Annotated in this window: 12 protein-coding genes; 4 read left to right on the top strand and 8 right to left on the bottom strand. The window is 64.5% G+C overall.

What is annotated here, in order from left to right; genetic code table 11:
- The first annotated feature begins 6 nt into the window (after positions 1-6).
- The 3 genes from MUU55_RS16575 to MUU55_RS16565 are packed head-to-tail and all read left to right on the top strand — an operon-like array spanning position 7 to position 3,309.
- Entirely contained in the window at positions 7-1,527 is a 1,521-nt protein-coding gene (locus MUU55_RS16575; RefSeq protein ID WP_244761854.1) for a class I adenylate-forming enzyme family protein, read from the top strand.
- Positions 1,527-2,507 (top strand): NAD(+) synthase, encoded by a 981-nt coding sequence (gene nadE / locus MUU55_RS16570; RefSeq protein WP_425314188.1) that lies wholly within the window; start codon positions 1,527-1,529, stop codon positions 2,505-2,507. The genes MUU55_RS16575 and nadE overlap by 1 nt, the downstream gene beginning before the upstream one ends.
- 40 nt (positions 2,508-2,547) lie before the next feature.
- Positions 2,548-3,309 carry a response regulator transcription factor gene (locus MUU55_RS16565; RefSeq protein WP_244761852.1) on the top strand — a complete coding sequence of 254 codons (762 nt, stop codon included), beginning with the start codon at positions 2,548-2,550 and terminating at the stop codon, positions 3,307-3,309.
- Here MUU55_RS16565 and MUU55_RS16560 read toward each other — a convergent pair.
- The 7 genes from MUU55_RS16560 to MUU55_RS16530 all read right to left on the bottom strand — a co-directional run bounded on the left by MUU55_RS16560 (position 3,298) and on the right by MUU55_RS16530 (position 11,799).
- Positions 3,298-4,392: a polyamine ABC transporter substrate-binding protein gene (locus MUU55_RS16560; RefSeq protein ID WP_244761851.1), complete on the bottom strand. Its 1,095-nt coding sequence runs from the start codon at positions 4,390-4,392 to the stop codon at positions 3,298-3,300. The genes MUU55_RS16565 and MUU55_RS16560 overlap by 12 nt on opposite strands.
- Before the next feature lie 10 nt (positions 4,393-4,402).
- Positions 4,403-5,515, bottom strand: a complete 1,113-nt coding sequence (gene aguA, locus MUU55_RS16555) for an agmatine deiminase (RefSeq protein WP_244761850.1) — start codon at positions 5,513-5,515, stop codon at positions 4,403-4,405.
- Positions 5,516-5,594: 79 nt separating this feature from the next.
- Positions 5,595-7,319 (bottom strand): acetyl/propionyl/methylcrotonyl-CoA carboxylase subunit alpha, encoded by a 1,725-nt coding sequence (locus MUU55_RS16550; protein WP_244761849.1) that lies wholly within the window; start codon positions 7,317-7,319, stop codon positions 5,595-5,597.
- Positions 7,320-7,328: 9 nt separating this feature from the next.
- Positions 7,329-8,921, bottom strand: a complete 1,593-nt coding sequence (locus MUU55_RS16545) for a 5-oxoprolinase subunit B/C family protein (protein ID WP_244761848.1) — start codon at positions 8,919-8,921, stop codon at positions 7,329-7,331.
- 7 nt (positions 8,922-8,928) lie between these two features.
- On the bottom strand, positions 8,929-9,738 hold the full coding sequence (locus MUU55_RS16540; RefSeq protein ID WP_244761847.1) for a putative hydro-lyase: 810 nt from the start codon (positions 9,736-9,738) through the stop codon (positions 8,929-8,931).
- Positions 9,739-9,747: 9 nt separating this feature from the next.
- Complete coding sequence (locus MUU55_RS16535) at positions 9,748-10,515, bottom strand: LamB/YcsF family protein (RefSeq protein WP_244761846.1); 768 nt, start codon at positions 10,513-10,515, stop codon at positions 9,748-9,750.
- An 18-nt stretch (positions 10,516-10,533) separates the two neighbouring features.
- Positions 10,534-11,799 carry an NRAMP family divalent metal transporter gene (locus tag MUU55_RS16530; RefSeq protein WP_244761845.1) on the bottom strand — a complete coding sequence of 422 codons (1,266 nt, stop codon included), beginning with the start codon at positions 11,797-11,799 and terminating at the stop codon, positions 10,534-10,536.
- Positions 11,800-12,042: 243 nt separating this feature from the next.
- Here MUU55_RS16530 and MUU55_RS16525 point away from each other — a divergent pair, with 243 nt between their 5' ends.
- Positions 12,043-12,702: a GntR family transcriptional regulator gene (locus MUU55_RS16525; protein ID WP_244761844.1), complete on the top strand. Its 660-nt coding sequence runs from the start codon at positions 12,043-12,045 to the stop codon at positions 12,700-12,702.
- On the opposite strand, the gene MUU55_RS16520 is transcribed toward MUU55_RS16525, so the two are convergent.
- Positions 12,699-14,711 carry a putative bifunctional diguanylate cyclase/phosphodiesterase gene (locus MUU55_RS16520; RefSeq protein ID WP_244761843.1) on the bottom strand — a complete coding sequence of 671 codons (2,013 nt, stop codon included), beginning with the start codon at positions 14,709-14,711 and terminating at the stop codon, positions 12,699-12,701. The genes MUU55_RS16525 and MUU55_RS16520 overlap by 4 nt on opposite strands.
- Positions 14,712-14,914: the final 203 nt, after the last annotated feature.

The following is a 14,914-nucleotide window of genomic DNA, read 5'->3' as shown; positions in this document are numbered from 1 at the left end:
TCGGCGATGCGGATCGAGCACTATCTCCAGGCCAGCGTGGAACGCGACGGCGCCAGGACGGCGATCGTCTCCGGCGAGACGCGCCTGAGCTACGACCAGCTGCTCGACCTGTCCAGACGTCTTGCGACGACGCTCCGCGACCACGGCGCCGGTCGCGGCGAACGCGTGCTCATTTTTCTCGACAACGGCTGGCGCACCGCCGTCGCCGTGCTGGCGACATGGATGGCGGGCGCTGCGATCTGCCCGGTCAATCCCGCGACGAAGGCCGAACGGCTGGCCGCCATCGCACGCGATTGCGAGCCCGTCGCCCTCATCCTCGAAAGCCGCCTGCAACACCTTGTCGAAGAAATCCCCTCTCTCGCCGCCCGCCCCCGGCTCGTTGCAGGCGAGGCCGGCAGCTTCGACGCCGCGCTTTCAGCAATGCCTCTGATCCCGGCCGAAAACCGTCCCGACACCGACCTCGCCGCACTTATCTACACCTCCGGCTCGACGGGGGAGCCCAAGGGCGTGATGCATAGCCACGCCACACTCGACGCCGCGGCCCGGTCGATAGCCCGCTATCTCGAAAATACCGCCGACGACGTCCTGCTGGTTGTCTTGCCGCTGTCCTTCGGCTACGGGCTCAACCAGCTCGTGACCGCGATACTGTCAGGCGCGACGCTCGTCATCGAAAAGTCCTTCGCCTTTCCGCAGGCCGTCTTCGAGACGATCCGCACGGAGCGGGTAACGGGGTTTCCGCTCGTCCCGGCCATGGCCGCGATGATGATGCAGGCGCGCGACCTCGATGCGTCGTTCTTTTCGAGCCTGCGCTACATTACCAGCGCCGCAGCGCCACTGCCGCTCGCCCATCTCGACTGGCTGCGCAGCTTCCTGCCCCATGTGCGGATCTATTGCATGTACGGCCAGACCGAATGCACCCGCGCCACCTGGCTTCCACCGGAAACGATCGACGCGAAGCGAGGGTCGGTCGGCATCGCCATACCGGGCACCACCGCCGCGGTGGTGGACGAGGCGGGTGAGGCGGTTTCGCCCGGCATTGTCGGCGAACTCGTCATCGGCGGGCCTCATGTCATGCGCGGCTATTGGCGCAAAGCGGACGCTACCAGCCGAGCGCTGCGGCCGGCGCCCCACACCGGAACGCTTCGCCTGCATACCGGCGATCTCTTCACGGCCGATGCCGACGGTTACCTCACCTTTGTCGCCCGCATGGACGACATCATCAAATCGCGCGGCGAGAAGGTCGCACCGCAGGCGGTGGAAGAGGTGCTGTGCCGCATGCCCGGTATTGCCGAGGCGCTGGTCGTCGGCGTGCCGCACGATGTGCTTGGCGAGGCTGTCAAAGCCGTCGTCGTCGCCTCTAATGCCGATCTCACGGAACGCGAGATCCAGCGCTTTTGCGCTCGCCATCTCGAAGACCATATGGTGCCAAAGGTCGTCGAATTCCGTGACAGCCTGCCCCGAACCGACAGCGGCAAGGCCAGCCGTAGTCTCGCCGCCCTGCCCGCCAACCCGACAGGATCGAAATGATGTCCCATATCCCCGCCTTCGCCCCGCTCGTGCTCGATCCCGCCGCCGAGGTGGAGCGCATCTCGCAATGGCTGCGCGAGAAGCTGCGGCTCGATCTGCGCAAGCGCGGACTGGTGCTCGGCCTCTCCGGCGGCATCGATTCCAGCCTGTGCGCCGCGCTCGCCGCCAAGGCGCTCAGCGCGAAGAACGTCTTTGCCCTCTATATGCCGGAAAACGATTCCGATCCGGAAAGCCTGCGGCTTGGCCGTGCCGTCGCCGAAACCTTCGGCATCGACAGCACTCTTGAGGATATTGGCCCGGCACTCGCCGCCATGGGCTGCTACGCGCGCCGCGACTCGGCCATCCGCGAGGCCGTGCCCGAATACGGCGACGGCTGGGCGTCGAAGATCGTCTTCGACAGCACGATGACGACAGGCGGCTACAACATCTCCTCGCTCGTCGTGCGCACGCCCGACGGCGAGATGCGCAAGGTACGCCTGCCGGCCAGCGCCTATCTCGGCATCGTCGCGGCGACGAACATGAAGCAGCGCAGCCGCAAGCAGCTCGAATATTACCATGCCGACCGGTTGAATTTCGCGGTGCTGGGAACACCTAACCGGCTGGAATACGATCAGGGCTTCTTCGTGAAGAACGGCGACGGCGCAGCCGATATCAAGCCGATCGCCCATCTCTACAAGTCGCAGGTCTATCAGCTCGCGGCCCATCTCGGCGTGCCAGCCGAAATCCTCTCACGACCGCCGACGACCGACACCTATTCCCTGCCGCAGACGCAGGAGGAGTTCTACTTCGCCCTGCCCTACGACAAGATGGATATCTGCCTCTACGGGCTGAACCACGGGCTGCCGGCCGAGACGATTGCCGCGGCGACGGGCCTCAGTTCAAGCCAGGTCGAGCTGGTCTGGGCGGACATAACCGCCAAACGCAAGGTCGCCCGCTACCTGCATTGCGCACCGCTCGTCATGGATGAGCCCATCGGCTAGGGCCGCTTGAATTCCCGGCCGCCCCGTCTATCCTGTCGCCATGCGCCCGAACCTTACCTTCGAACAGCTCCAGCGCTGGAGCAGCGGCATCGCTTCCGCCGTCAGCGCCACCTTGCCCGAAGAAATCTCGGCGCATTTCACGGCTGGCGCGCGGGATCTCATCGCCTCCGACCAGGTCTATATCGGCCTCTATCTGCGCGACAGCGCCTCGATCACCATTTACGAGCGCGATCCGGACCACTGGAACCACAATTACGACACGCGCAAATACCAGCAGGATCCGTTTTTCCGCCGGTTCGTCGGCTCAAAGCAGGATTTCCTGCTGCCGCTCTCCGCGCTCGACAAGGGCGACTTCCACACCAGCGCCTATTACCGGGATTTCTACGAACCGTCGGGCAGTTTCGATGAGATCACCGGCGTCTTCAATTTCGACCGCAATGCTGCGGGCTTCGTCACCTATCTGCGCCGTCGTGGTGCCCGCCCCTTCGGCGCCGAGGATGTGGCGATGGCTGAAGCCACCGCCGAGGCCACCCGCCTGGTGTTGGAGCGCCTGTGGCGGCAATGGCGCCCGGCGGGGGGAAGTCCACTCTCGCTTGGCGAATTAAGCACGAGGGAACGTCAGATCGCCCTCCTCCTCATCGATGGTGGCTGCGCGAAAACCATTTCGCGCGACCTCTCCATCTCACCCGGCACGGTGCGCAACCACATCAAGACGGTCTATCGCAAGCTCGGCATCCACTCGCAGGTCGAGCTGATGGCCGCCGCACGCGACGGCGGCCGCGCGCCGCTTTCACTGCCCTGAAACGACCCGCGTCCACAGGCGGTTTTGCAGCCGCAGCAGCTTCGCGTCGCTCGTTTCCACCACGAAGAGCTTTGCCTTGACGTCATCCGGTGGGAAGACGCCGGGATCCTTCGCAACAGCCTGATCCATCAGCGGTAGCGATTCCGGGATCGGATTGGCATAGGAGACATAACTGGAATTGGCCGCCGCGATCTCAGGCCGCATGTTGAAATCGATCCAGGCGAGCGCGTTTTCCGGATGCGGCGCATCCTTCGGCACGGCCATCGTGTCGAAGTTGATCAGCGTGCCCTCCTTCGGAATGGCATAGGCGATCTCCAGCTTCTTCTCGCTTTCGGCTGCCCGCGCCTTGGCCTGCAGGATATCGCCTGACCAGCCGAGCACGACACAGATGTCGCCATTGGCGAGGTCGTTGATATAACGCGAGGAATGGAAGTAGCGGATGTGCGGGCGCACCTTCAGGAGCAGCTCTTCCGCCTTGGCGATATCATCAGGGTTCGTCGAATGCGGATTGATGCCGAGATAGTTCATCGCCATCGGGATGATTTCGGCCGGCGCATCGAGCATGGCCACACCGCAATCGGCGAATTTCTCGACGATCGCGGGGTCGAAGACCATGGCGAAGCTATCGACCGGCGCGTCCGGCATGCGCTCTTTCACCGCCGCGATATTGTAGCCGATGCCATCGGTGACGGACATGTAGGGCACGGCGTGGATGTTGTCGGGATCGGCGCCCGAAATCAGCGACAGCGCCTGCGGATCGAGCTTACCGATATTGCCGAGCTTCGCCTTGTCGAGCGGCTGGAAGGCGCCGGCCTTCACTTGGTTCTTCAGGAACGGATAGGCGGAGGGGTAGACGACGTCGTAGCCCGAGCCGCCGGTTAGCATCTTGGTTTCCAGCACCTCGTTGCCGTCATAGACGTCATAGACGACGCGGATGCCGGTTTCCCTCTCGAACTTTTCCGCGGTATCCGGCGCAATGTAATCCGACCAGTTGTAGACATTGACGACCTTTTCCTCCTGCGCCTGCGCGCCGCCAATGGCAGCGAGCAGAGCGAGGGCCGAGACGAGAGCTGTCTTGCGCATGGTCTTCTCCTCAGGCTTTCGTCTGGCCAGCATAGACCGGCAGGGTGATGCAGGCGACATTGCCGCCGCCGAGCAGGATTTCACGGGAATTTTCGATGCCGGTTATGCGGTGTTCGGGGAAGAGTTCGGCGAGCTTGGCCTTGGCGGCAAGGTCGAGTTTCTCGTCGTCGAACTGCGGCACGACGACGGCGGAATTGCCGGGATAGTAGTTGATATAGGTGGCCGCGATGCGGTTGCCGGCCGGACGCGCCCAGGTGCTGTCGACCTGATCGACGCCCGCCGCCTCCTCCGCCGTCATTTCGATCGGACGGGGATGCAGGATGCGATGCACCTCCAGCGACCGGCCGCGCGCATCGCGGGCCGAACGCAAGACGTCCTCCACCTCACGCACGATATCGTATTGCGGATCGTCGCGGTCCTCCGTCCAGCTCATCGCCACGACGCCCGGCCGCACGAAGCAGCAGACGTCGTCGACATGGCCGTCCGTCTCGTCGAAGCAGAAGCCGCGCGGCAGCCAGATCACGTGTTCGAGGCCGAGGTAATCGGACAGCTGCTTTTCCACCTCGGCCTTGCCGAGATGGCCGTTGCGATTGGGGTTCAAAAGGCACTGTTCCGTGGTGATCAGCGTGCCCTGCCCGTCGCATTGCAGGCCGCCGCCCTCGGCGATCAGCGTCGAGCGGTAGCGGTCCATATTCTCGGTTTCCAGCACCTTGCGGGCGGCGAGATCGTCGAGGTTCCACGGCGCATAGAGGCCGCCGTCATTGCCGCCATAGGCGTTGAAGGTCCAGTCGACGCCGCGCACCGCACCGTGATCGTTGATGACGAAGTTCGGGCCGCTGTCACGCAGCCAGGAATCGTCCGTCGACATTTCGACGAGGCGCACGTGCTCCGGCAGCATGGCGCGGGCATTCAGCCACTGGCGGGAGGAGACGGCGATGGTGACCGGTTCGCTTTCGGCAATCGCCGCCGCGACCCGTGCAAAGAGCTTCTGCGCGGGCTTAGCGCCGAGCCGCCAGGTATCCGGCCGTTCCGGCCATATCAGCCAGCAGCCGGCCTTCGGCTCGAATTCTCCCGGTGCGCGAAAACCATCGGCCTTCGGCGTGCTTTGAAGCGTGCGTACCATGTATCCCCCAGATGAAAAATCCGGGGGGATTAAGGCAAGTGCTGCCCGTTTGGGTCAATGTCCCATTTGGGATGGGCGCTCAGCTCTCGAAGACCATCAAGGTATCGCCGGCCTGAAGATAATCGCCTTCCTTGACGCGCAGACGCAGACGGCCGGCCTTGGGGGCGAGCACCTGCGTCTCCATCTTCATCGCTTCCATGACGGCGACCAGCTCACCCTCGGCAACCATGGCACCATCGGCGATCTTGAAGGCCTGCAGCGTGCCTGAGACCGGGGCGGCGATGCCATCCTCGACGGGCTTGCCACTGCCGACCGATATCGTGCCCTGCCCCGCTGTGCCGAGGCCGGCCAGCAGCAGGCTCGGCAACGCCAGCGAAACCCGCTTGCCGTCGATTTCGAGATGGGTGCGGATCAGCGTCGGGTCGAACGCCGGCTCCGGTCGGGTCGCCGCCTCCGGCATCGCAGCGAAGTCGGTCTCAATCCAGCGAGTGTGCACCTTGAATCCATCGGTCCCGATGAAATCCTCGGTGTCGATGGCCGCGCGATGGAACGGCAGGACCGTCGCGACACCCTCGATGCGGAATTCCTTCAGCGCCCGGCGGGCGCGGCGCAGCGCCTCGTCGCGGGTGGCGCCGGTCACAATGAGCTTCGCCATCAGCGAATCGTAGACACCGGGGATGGTCGAGCCGGTGACGACGCCGCTGTCGAGGCGCACGCCGGGGCCGGAGGGCGGATCGAAGGCGGTGATGGCGCCCGGCGTCGGCAGGAAGCCTCGGCCGGGGTCCTCCGCATTGATCCGGAACTCGATCGAATGGCCGCGCGGCGCGGGTGTTTCGAGCAGCGTCAGCCGCTGGCCTTCGGCGACGCGGAACTGCTCGATGACGAGGTCGATGCCCGTCGTTTCCTCGGTGACGGGATGTTCCACCTGCAGGCGGGTGTTGACCTCGAGGAACGAGATCGTGCCGTCGACGCCGAGCAGGAATTCCACCGTGCCGGCACCGGAATAGCCGGCGGCCGCGCAGATCGCCTTGGCGGCGGCGTGGATCCGTTCGCGCTGTTCAGGCGCGAGGAAGGGCGCCGGGGCCTCCTCGATGAGCTTCTGGTTGCGTCGCTGCGCGGAGCAGTCGCGGGTGCCGAGAACCAGTACATTGCCGTGTTTGTCGGCGATGACCTGCGCCTCGATATGGCGCGGACGATCCAGGAACCGTTCGAGGAAACATTCACCGCGGCCGAAGGCAACGGTCGCCTCACGCACGGCAGACTCGTAGAGATCGGCCACCTCTTCCATTTTCCACGCGACCTTGATGCCGCGTCCGCCACCGCCATGCGCGGCCTTGATGGCAACCGGCAGACCGTGTTGTTCCGCAAAGGCAATCACTTCCGCCGCCGAGGAAACCGGACCGTCGCTGCCGGCCACGAGCGGTGCTCCGACGCTCTGCGCGATGCGCCGCGCCTCGACCTTGTCGCCAAGCGCCACGATGACGTCGGGATCGGGGCCGATCCAGGTCAGGCCGGCCTCCTGCACCGCCTTGGCGAAGCGGGCGTTTTCCGACAGGAAGCCGTAGCCCGGATGGACCGCGTCAGCACCCGAGCGCTTGGCGATCGCGATCAGCTTGTCGATATCGAGATAGGTTTCCGCCGGGCGCACACCGTCAAGGCCGTAGGCTTCGTCGGCCAGGCGCACGAAGAGCGCATCGGCATCCGGATCGGCATAGACGGCGACGGATTGCAGGCCATAGTCCCGGCAGGCGCGCAGGATGCGCACGGCGATTTCGCCACGATTGGCAATCAGCACTTTCTTCATGGCGCTCTCCTAGCGGCTTGCTGCGATATCGGCGAAGGGGCCGATCGGGCGGAAACGGATCTTTGCGTTGATGGGGATCTGGCCGGCCAGATCGAGATGGTATTCGGCGACCGCGCCGATGACGGGATAGCCGCCGGTCAGCGGATGGTCGGCGAGGAAGAGCACCGGCTGGCCGCTGTGCGGCACCTGGATCGCCCCCGTTGCCGTGCCTTCGCTCGGTAGCTCAGCACTATCCTTGCGCTCCAGCGGCACATCGCCGGCAAGGCGGATACCGACACGGCTCGATTGCGGCGTGACCTGCCAGAGCTGGCTCGTCAGCGTTTCCAGGCCCTTCTCGGTGAACCAGTCCGTGCGCGGGCCAAGCACTACGTCGAGCGTCACCACCTCGCTTGCTGACGGCGCATCGAAGGCTGGGATTTCATCGGTGGAGACGCTTGTCAGCCCTTCATTGCGGCCTTTCAGCGCCAGCACCGTTCCCGATGTGACCGGCTCCGGGCCGACAACGGCGAGTGTGTCGGTCGCCGCACTGCCGAGGACCAAAGCAACGTCGAACCCGCCGCGCACGGCGAGATACGCGCGCATGCCGGTTTTCGGATGGCCGATGGTGACGACGTCGCCGGGCTCCAGCGCGATCGGCTGCCAGGTCTGAAAATCCCGATTGCGACCGGCGGCATCGCGCACCGTCACCGGACAGGGTGCGCCGGCAAGGCCGATCACGGCGCGCGCATTGCTCTCGAAGGAGAAGCCGCCGAGGGTCAATTCGAGAGCCGGCGTGTTGCCCGGGTTGCCGACGATACGGTTTGCGGCGTTGAAGGCGCCACGGTCGAGCGCGCCGGAGGCGGAGACGCCCTGTCCCGTCTGACCGAAACGGCCGAGATCCTGGAAGACCGCAGGCATCGGTGCGGCAAACACCTTGAACTGCGGGTCGTCGGCTGCGACAGCGCGCTCCGCGCGGGCGGCCGGTTCGGGGATGCTAACGGTCTTGCCCGCCTTCGCCATATCGAAGAAACGCACGCGGTAGCCGGGCTGGAACAGCGCACCGGGGTCGCGGTCGATATCCCACATCTTGACGGGCGTGGTGCCGATGATCTGCCAGCCGCCGGGGCTGTTTTGCGGATAAACACCGCTGAAGGCACCGGCCAGTGCTACGGAACCGGCCGGAATACGGGTGCGCGGGCTTTTGCGGCGCGGCACATGCAGTGCGGTATCACCGCCGACGAGATAGCCGAAGCCGGGCGCGAAGCCGCAGAAGGCAACTGTGAATTCGCTTTCCGTGTGACGGCGGATGACCTCCTCGACGCTGAGGCCGGTCAGCTCGGCGACATCGCCGAGATCCTCGCCGTCATAGCGCACGGGGATTTCCACCAGATGCTCCGAGGGCGCGATTTTCGCCGAGAGATCGCGCGTCGCGATGCCTGCCGCAAGATCCGAAGACGAGACCTTTTCCGGGCGAAAACGGATCATCAGCGTGCGGGCGGCCGGCACCATTTCCGCGATGCCGTCGATCGGATCGGCCTGCAGCGAGGCGAAAAGGGCAAGCGTCTCGTCGAGATCGGCAAGCTCGACGAGGATGGTGGTCAGGCTGACGGGTAGAAAACGCATCGAAGCCTCACGCGTGATAGGCGGAATCGGGGATATCGGTGATGAACATGTAGCCCGGCGCATGGGTGATGGCGAAGGGCACGCCCGAAGCCATCACGGCCGCCTGCGGGGTGACGCCGCAGGCCCAGAAAACCGGCACTTCGCCCGGCTCGATGCGCACCGCATCGCCGAAATCCGGTTTTGCGAGGTCGGCGATGCCGATATCCGCGGGCGAACCCACATGCACGGGCGCGCCGTGCACGGCCGGGAAGCGGCCGGAAATCGTGGCGGCATCGGCAACGCGCGAGGCCGGGATCGGCCGCATGGAAACCACCATGTTGCCCTTCAGCCGGCCCGCCGGGCGGCAGGCCGTGTTGGTCAGGTACATCGGCACATTGCTCTTGTCCGTCATGTGGCGGATCTCGATGCCCGCCTCGACCATCGGCGTCTCGAAGGTGAAGGAGCAGCCGATCAGGAAGGCGACGAGGTCGTCGCGCTCCGCCCAGGCGGCGGTGGCGTCAGGCGTTTCCTCGGCAAGCTTGCCGTCACGCCAGATGCGATAGAGCGGCAGGTCGGTGCGCAGGTCGGCACCGGGCGCCAGAAGCGTCGTCGGCGAGCCCGGATCGGAAACATCGAGCACCGGGCAGGGTTTGGGATTGCGCTGCGCATAGAGCAGGAAATCGAAGGCCCAGTCGCGCGGCAGCACGATCATATTGGCCTGGGTGAAGCCCGGCGCGATGCCCGAGGTCGGCGCGACGAGCCCATCCCGGTAGGTCGCCCGCGCCTGACGGGCGGCCGTGGCGTTGGCGTGATCCAGATAGGCGGTCGGCAGCGTCATGACGTCACCTCAGACCTTGTTCGCGAAGGAGCGGATAGCAATACCTTCCGCCTCGAAGCGGCGGCGGATTTCCTGGGCGATGGCAACGGCACCGGGGCTGTCGCCATGCACGCAGATCGACTGCGCCTCGATGCGGATCGTGCTGCCGTCGATAGCCTCCAGCGTGCCCTCGCGGGCGAGCTGCACCATGCGATCGGCGATTTTCTTCTCGTCATGCAGCACGGAGCCGGCCTCGCGGCGCGAGACGAGTTCGCCCTTCGGTGTGTAGGCCCGGTCGGCAAAGGCTTCCGCGACGACGGCAAGGCCGGACGTGCGGGCGAGATCGAGGATGGGCGCATTGGCGAGGCCCATCAGGATCAGCGAGGGATCGATAGCCTTGATGCCGTCGATGACGGCCTGGCCCTGCTTCGCATCATAGGCGATGCGGTTGTAGAGCGCGCCGTGCGGCTTGACGTAGCGCACCGTCGTGCCAGCGGCGGCGGCAACGCCCTTGATCGCGCCGATCTGGTAGATCACGTCGGCGATCAGCTCCTCGGGCGTGGCATCGAGATCGCGGCGACCAAAGCCGACGCGGTCCGGGTAGGAGACGTGGGCGCCGATGACGACGCCGTTTGCGGCCGCAGCCTTCACCGTGCGGAAAATGCCGGCCGGATCACCGGCATGGAACCCGCAGGCGATGTTGGCGGAGGAAACGACGGCGAGCATCGCCGCGTCATCACCCATGCGCCAGGCACCATAGCTTTCACCGAGATCGCTGTTGAGATCGATCGCTGTCATGATGTCCTCCCTCGTCTTTTACAGACCCAGCAGGCCGAAGATCGTGCCGGCCGACTTGTAGCCCATATACCATGTGAGCGCGCAGACCAGTGCACCAAGCACCAGCAGCCAGCGCGGGTAGCGATAGCCGCCCATAAGGTCCTCCCGCTTCCATGCGGCGAAGAGGAAGATGGAAAGGCCGATAGGCAAAATGAGGCCGTTGAGACCGCCGACGAAGACCAGCATGGCGGCCGGCGGTGTGGTCATCAGGAGATAGCAGACCAGCGAGAAGGCGATGAAGACCACGGTAGCGAGGTTGCGGGCGCGCTCGCTGATGTCCTGCTTGAAGATGGTGATGAAGGAGACCGACGTATAGGCCGCGCCGATGACGCTGGTAATGGCGGCCGCCCAGAAGATGATGCCGAACAGACGCAGGCCGAAATCACCGGAAGCCGCCTGGAAGGCCTGTGCGGCGGGGTTTGCCGCTTGGCTTGCCGTGTCGATGATCACACCGCTTGCGACAACGCCCAGGATCGCGAGGAAGAGCACGTAGCGCATGAGGCCCGTGACGGCGATACCCGTCAGCGCGGCGCGGGTGACCGCCGGAAGATGCTCCTGGCCGACCATGCCGCGATCCAGCAGGCGATGCGCGCCGGAATAGGTGATGTAGCCGCCAACCGTACCACCGACGATGGTGGTGATCGTCGCGAAATCGATCGTATCGGGCAGGAATGTCTGGAACAGCGCGTCACCGACCGGCGGGCCGGAGACGAAGGCGACGTAAACCGTCAGCACGATCATCAGGATGCCGGCGAAAATGATGAAGCGATCGACGGCCATGCCGGCACGTTTCGACAGGAAGATACCGATCGAAAAGACCGCGCTGATTGCCCCGCCGATCTTCGGGTCGAGACCGAAGACAGCGTTGAGGCCAAGACCCGTGCCGCCGATATTGCCGATATTGAAGAACAGGCCGCCGACGATGACGAGTATGGCGAGCAGATAGCCCGAACCGGGGATCGCGGCATTGGCGACGTCCGAAGCCCGCATGCGCGTCAGCGTCACGATGCGCCAGATGTTGAGCTGGACCACGAAATCGATGAGAATGGAAGCGAGGATGCCGAAGGCGAAGGCGGCACCGAGTTTCGTGGTGAACGTCGCCGTCTGGGTGATGAAGCCGGGACCGATGGCACTGGTCGCCATCAGGAAAATCGCCGCGACAAGCGCCGAACGACGGGATTTGACGGTTTCGAGGCCCTGCGCGACCACGCTCTGGCCCGCGGGTGCTGCTGCGTTCCGTTCCATGAGATTTCTCCGCTCTCACGCACCCGCCCCTCGCGGATGTTTCATGCTCCAATGATGAACCGCTACACAAAAATGTCAATATTGTTCAACAATATTTCCATATCGTTCCTTATTCCTGCCGTTTTACCAATCACATAGCGCGGGATTCGCCACAATTTCCGACGCCACCGTCCCCGCATTCATGCTAAGGGCAGAGTGGAAAGAGGGTAACCGGGCAGAATTTGCCCGGGCGGGGAGAAGAGCATGACGGAAGACGACGAAGGCCTGCCGCTGGCGGACCGGTTGGCACGGCACATTCGCACACTGCTCATTTCGGGTGAGCTTGCGCCCGGCCAGCGCCTTTCGGAAGCCGCCTTCAGCGAGCGTTTCGACGTCTCGCGCAATTCGTTGCGCGAAGCCTTCCGCCTGCTGACCAAGGACGGACTTCTGCGCCACGAGGCCAATCGCGGCGTCTTCGTCACCGTGCCCTCCATGGCCTCCGTCATCGATATCTACCGCGTGCGGCGCATGCTGGAATGCGGGGCGCTGCGTCAGGCCTGGCAACAGCATCCGGCCATCCGCGTGATGCGACAGGCCGTCGCCGACGGGCAAAAAAAGCGTGATGCGGGCGACTGGGTCGGCGTCGGCAGTGCCAACATGGTCTTTCACACTGCCATCATCGACCTCTCGGACAGCGCCCGGCTGACCGAGTTCTACGAGCGCATCTCGGCGGAACTGCGTCTCTGCTTCGGGCTCCTGAACGACCCCGAGCATCTGCACTCGCCCTTCGTCGACATGAACGACGCGATCGTCACCCTCGTCGAGCAGGGAAAGCCGGCTGAGGCCGCCACGCAGATGGAGACCTATCTCAACCTTGCCGAACGCACCATGCTGAAGGCGCTGGAGCGCGCCGAACAGGCCTAGGCGACGCCGGCACGGCGCAACGGGATGACGGAACCGGCAGTCTCCGGCAGGAACGGTTCCGGGCGGCCGATGAAATAGCCCTGGGCGTAATCGACGCCGATCGTGCGGAGTGCAGCAAGGATATCGGCGGTCTCCACGAATTCGGCGATCGTCTTGCGCCCGGCAAGATGCGAGATCTGGTTGATCATCTCGACCGTCATCCAGTCCGTCTTGTCCGCCAGCATGTCACGCACGAAGCTGCCGTCAATCTTCACATAATCGACCGGCAGACGCTTCAAATAGGTGAGCGACGACATGCCGACGCCGAAGTCGTCGAGCGCGAAGCGGCAGCCCATGGCGCGCATGGCGTTCATGAAGGCGACGGCCTCGTCGAGGTTTTCGATGGCGCTGGTTTCGGTGATCTCGAAGCAGAGCACATCGGCCGGCACGCGGCTGCGGCGCAACGCCTCCCGCAGAAAGGGCAGGAACGTGTCGTCCTTCAGCGTCAATCCGCTGAGATTGATCGAATAGGTGCCGGTTGTGCGCCCTTCGCGCCGACCGATGACGTCGAGCGCATGACGCACGACCCAGCGGTCGAGGGCAGGCATCAGGCCGAAACGCTCCGCCGCCGGGATGAAGGCACCGGGCGCCAGCAGTTTGCCGTTCTCTTCCAGGCGCAACAGGATTTCGCGGTGCTCGGCCGGGGCGCCATTTCCGTCGATGGTGTCGATTTTCTGGGAAAACAGCCGGAAACGGTCCTCCTCCAGCGCCCGATGCAGACGCTGCACCCAGTTGAGATTGGCGGTGAACTGGGTCTGCGCCGCATCCGTCGTCTCGAAGACATGCACACGGTTGCGGCCCTTTTCCTTGGCCATGTAGCACGCGATATCGGCCGCGCGCAGCGCTTCCTGCAGCGTGAAGCGGCGTTCGGCGAGATGGACGACGCCGATGCTCGCACTGATCGAATAGCGATGCCCGTTCCAGACGAAATCGATCGCTTCGGCAATCTCCCGCAATCGAAGTCCGATACGCAAGGCATCCTCCGGCGCGCAATTCGGCAAAATGATGCCGAATTCGTCGCCGCCCAGACGGGCAAGCAGGTCCGACCCGCGGATCGCCTTGTCGAGGTCGCGCGAGATGCGACGCAGCAGTTCGTCACCGGCCGCGTGGCCGCCATTGTCGTTGACGGCTTTGAACTGGTCGAGATCGATGAACATCAGCGCATGGCGACTGCCGGGTTGCTCCAGCGCGCGGGCCAGCCGCTCTTCGAAGAGCCGGCGGTTCGGCAGACCGGTGAGGGCGTCATGGTGGGCATTGTGGGAAAGCTGGTCCTCGATGTTGCGGCGATGCGCAAGAAAACTGTTCAGCCGCCAGACCGTCAGCAGAATGAAGACCAGCGCCATCGCGACATTGCCGACGAGGAGTACGGCCTGCACCTGCCGTGTGCCCTCACCCAGCCGGTCTGAGAAGCGCTTCGTAAGGGGTGTGACAAGCGCGTTGATCTCGTCGAGCTGGCGGGTAATGTCGCGACGATCGGCCTCGTTGATGTGCGGCGAGGCATCGATCGCCTCACCGATCGGGATCAACTGCATCAGCACACCCTCGGCCGTTCGCCAGTCGCGGATGCAGGCTTCCATCACCGGCAGCCACCGGAAGTACCGGAAGAGCCAGATGATGTTGGGGATATCGTCAGGATGATTGCCTGCGGCGAGGAAGCCCTTGAACGCCGCATCGATATCGGGCGGATCGGCTTCCAGCGCCAGCCGCGCCGCACGGTCGCCCATCGGCATCGCCATCGCCTGGTGATAACGCGCGACGAAGGAGCGATTGCCGGATTCGGCATAGCGGTTGAGATAGTAGAGGGCGTCATGCTGGCCCTTGGACCAGAGGCTTTCGCCGGTCACGAAGGCGCGGAGCGACGACGTCACCTGCAAGCTGAAGGTGGCAAGCACGGTCTGCAGGAGGACGATGAGAACGAACGGCCAGGCGACGGTGATGAGGCGCGGCGTTCTCCCGGGTGCCTGTGTCATGCCAGCCCCCTGACTTGAGGAGAACAGGCTGACAAAGCGCGCTTTTGCCGCGTTGAGACCCCCGCCGTCCTGACTATCCATCCCACCATGCGCATCCTTGCCCGTGGCGCCGCCCGGAAATCCGGGCTTCGCGTATTACGTCGGCAGGGGGATTGGAGCACAAGAGCGTGATGAAAGTGCTAATGCAACCATGAGATTGCATT

Source organism: Shinella curvata (assembly GCF_022899935.1).
Lineage (GTDB): Bacteria > Pseudomonadota > Alphaproteobacteria > Rhizobiales > Rhizobiaceae > Shinella > Shinella curvata.
This window is presented reverse-complemented; position numbering and strand designations above follow the sequence as displayed.

What these genes read in the sequence shown, in the direction of transcription:
- MUU55_RS16575 (WP_244761854.1), top strand. Translation starts at nt 7, where the DNA reads ATGCGGATCGAGCACTATCTCCAGGCCAGCGTGGAACGCGACGGCGCC.
- nadE (WP_425314188.1), top strand. Translation starts at nt 1,527, where the DNA reads ATGTCCCATATCCCCGCCTTCGCCCCGCTCGTGCTCGATCCCGCCGCC.
- MUU55_RS16565 (WP_244761852.1), top strand. Translation starts at nt 2,548, where the DNA reads ATGCGCCCGAACCTTACCTTCGAACAGCTCCAGCGCTGGAGCAGCGGC.
- MUU55_RS16560 (WP_244761851.1), bottom strand. Translation starts at nt 4,392, where the DNA reads ATGCGCAAGACAGCTCTCGTCTCGGCCCTCGCTCTGCTCGCTGCCATT.
- aguA (WP_244761850.1), bottom strand. Translation starts at nt 5,515, where the DNA reads ATGGTACGCACGCTTCAAAGCACGCCGAAGGCCGATGGTTTTCGCGCA.
- MUU55_RS16550 (WP_244761849.1), bottom strand. Translation starts at nt 7,319, where the DNA reads ATGAAGAAAGTGCTGATTGCCAATCGTGGCGAAATCGCCGTGCGCATC.
- MUU55_RS16545 (WP_244761848.1), bottom strand. Translation starts at nt 8,921, where the DNA reads ATGCGTTTTCTACCCGTCAGCCTGACCACCATCCTCGTCGAGCTTGCC.
- MUU55_RS16540 (WP_244761847.1), bottom strand. Translation starts at nt 9,738, where the DNA reads ATGACGCTGCCGACCGCCTATCTGGATCACGCCAACGCCACGGCCGCC.
- MUU55_RS16535 (WP_244761846.1), bottom strand. Translation starts at nt 10,515, where the DNA reads ATGACAGCGATCGATCTCAACAGCGATCTCGGTGAAAGCTATGGTGCC.
- MUU55_RS16530 (WP_244761845.1), bottom strand. Translation starts at nt 11,799, where the DNA reads ATGGAACGGAACGCAGCAGCACCCGCGGGCCAGAGCGTGGTCGCGCAG.
- MUU55_RS16525 (WP_244761844.1), top strand. Translation starts at nt 12,043, where the DNA reads ATGACGGAAGACGACGAAGGCCTGCCGCTGGCGGACCGGTTGGCACGG.
- MUU55_RS16520 (WP_244761843.1), bottom strand. Translation starts at nt 14,711, where the DNA reads ATGACACAGGCACCCGGGAGAACGCCGCGCCTCATCACCGTCGCCTGG.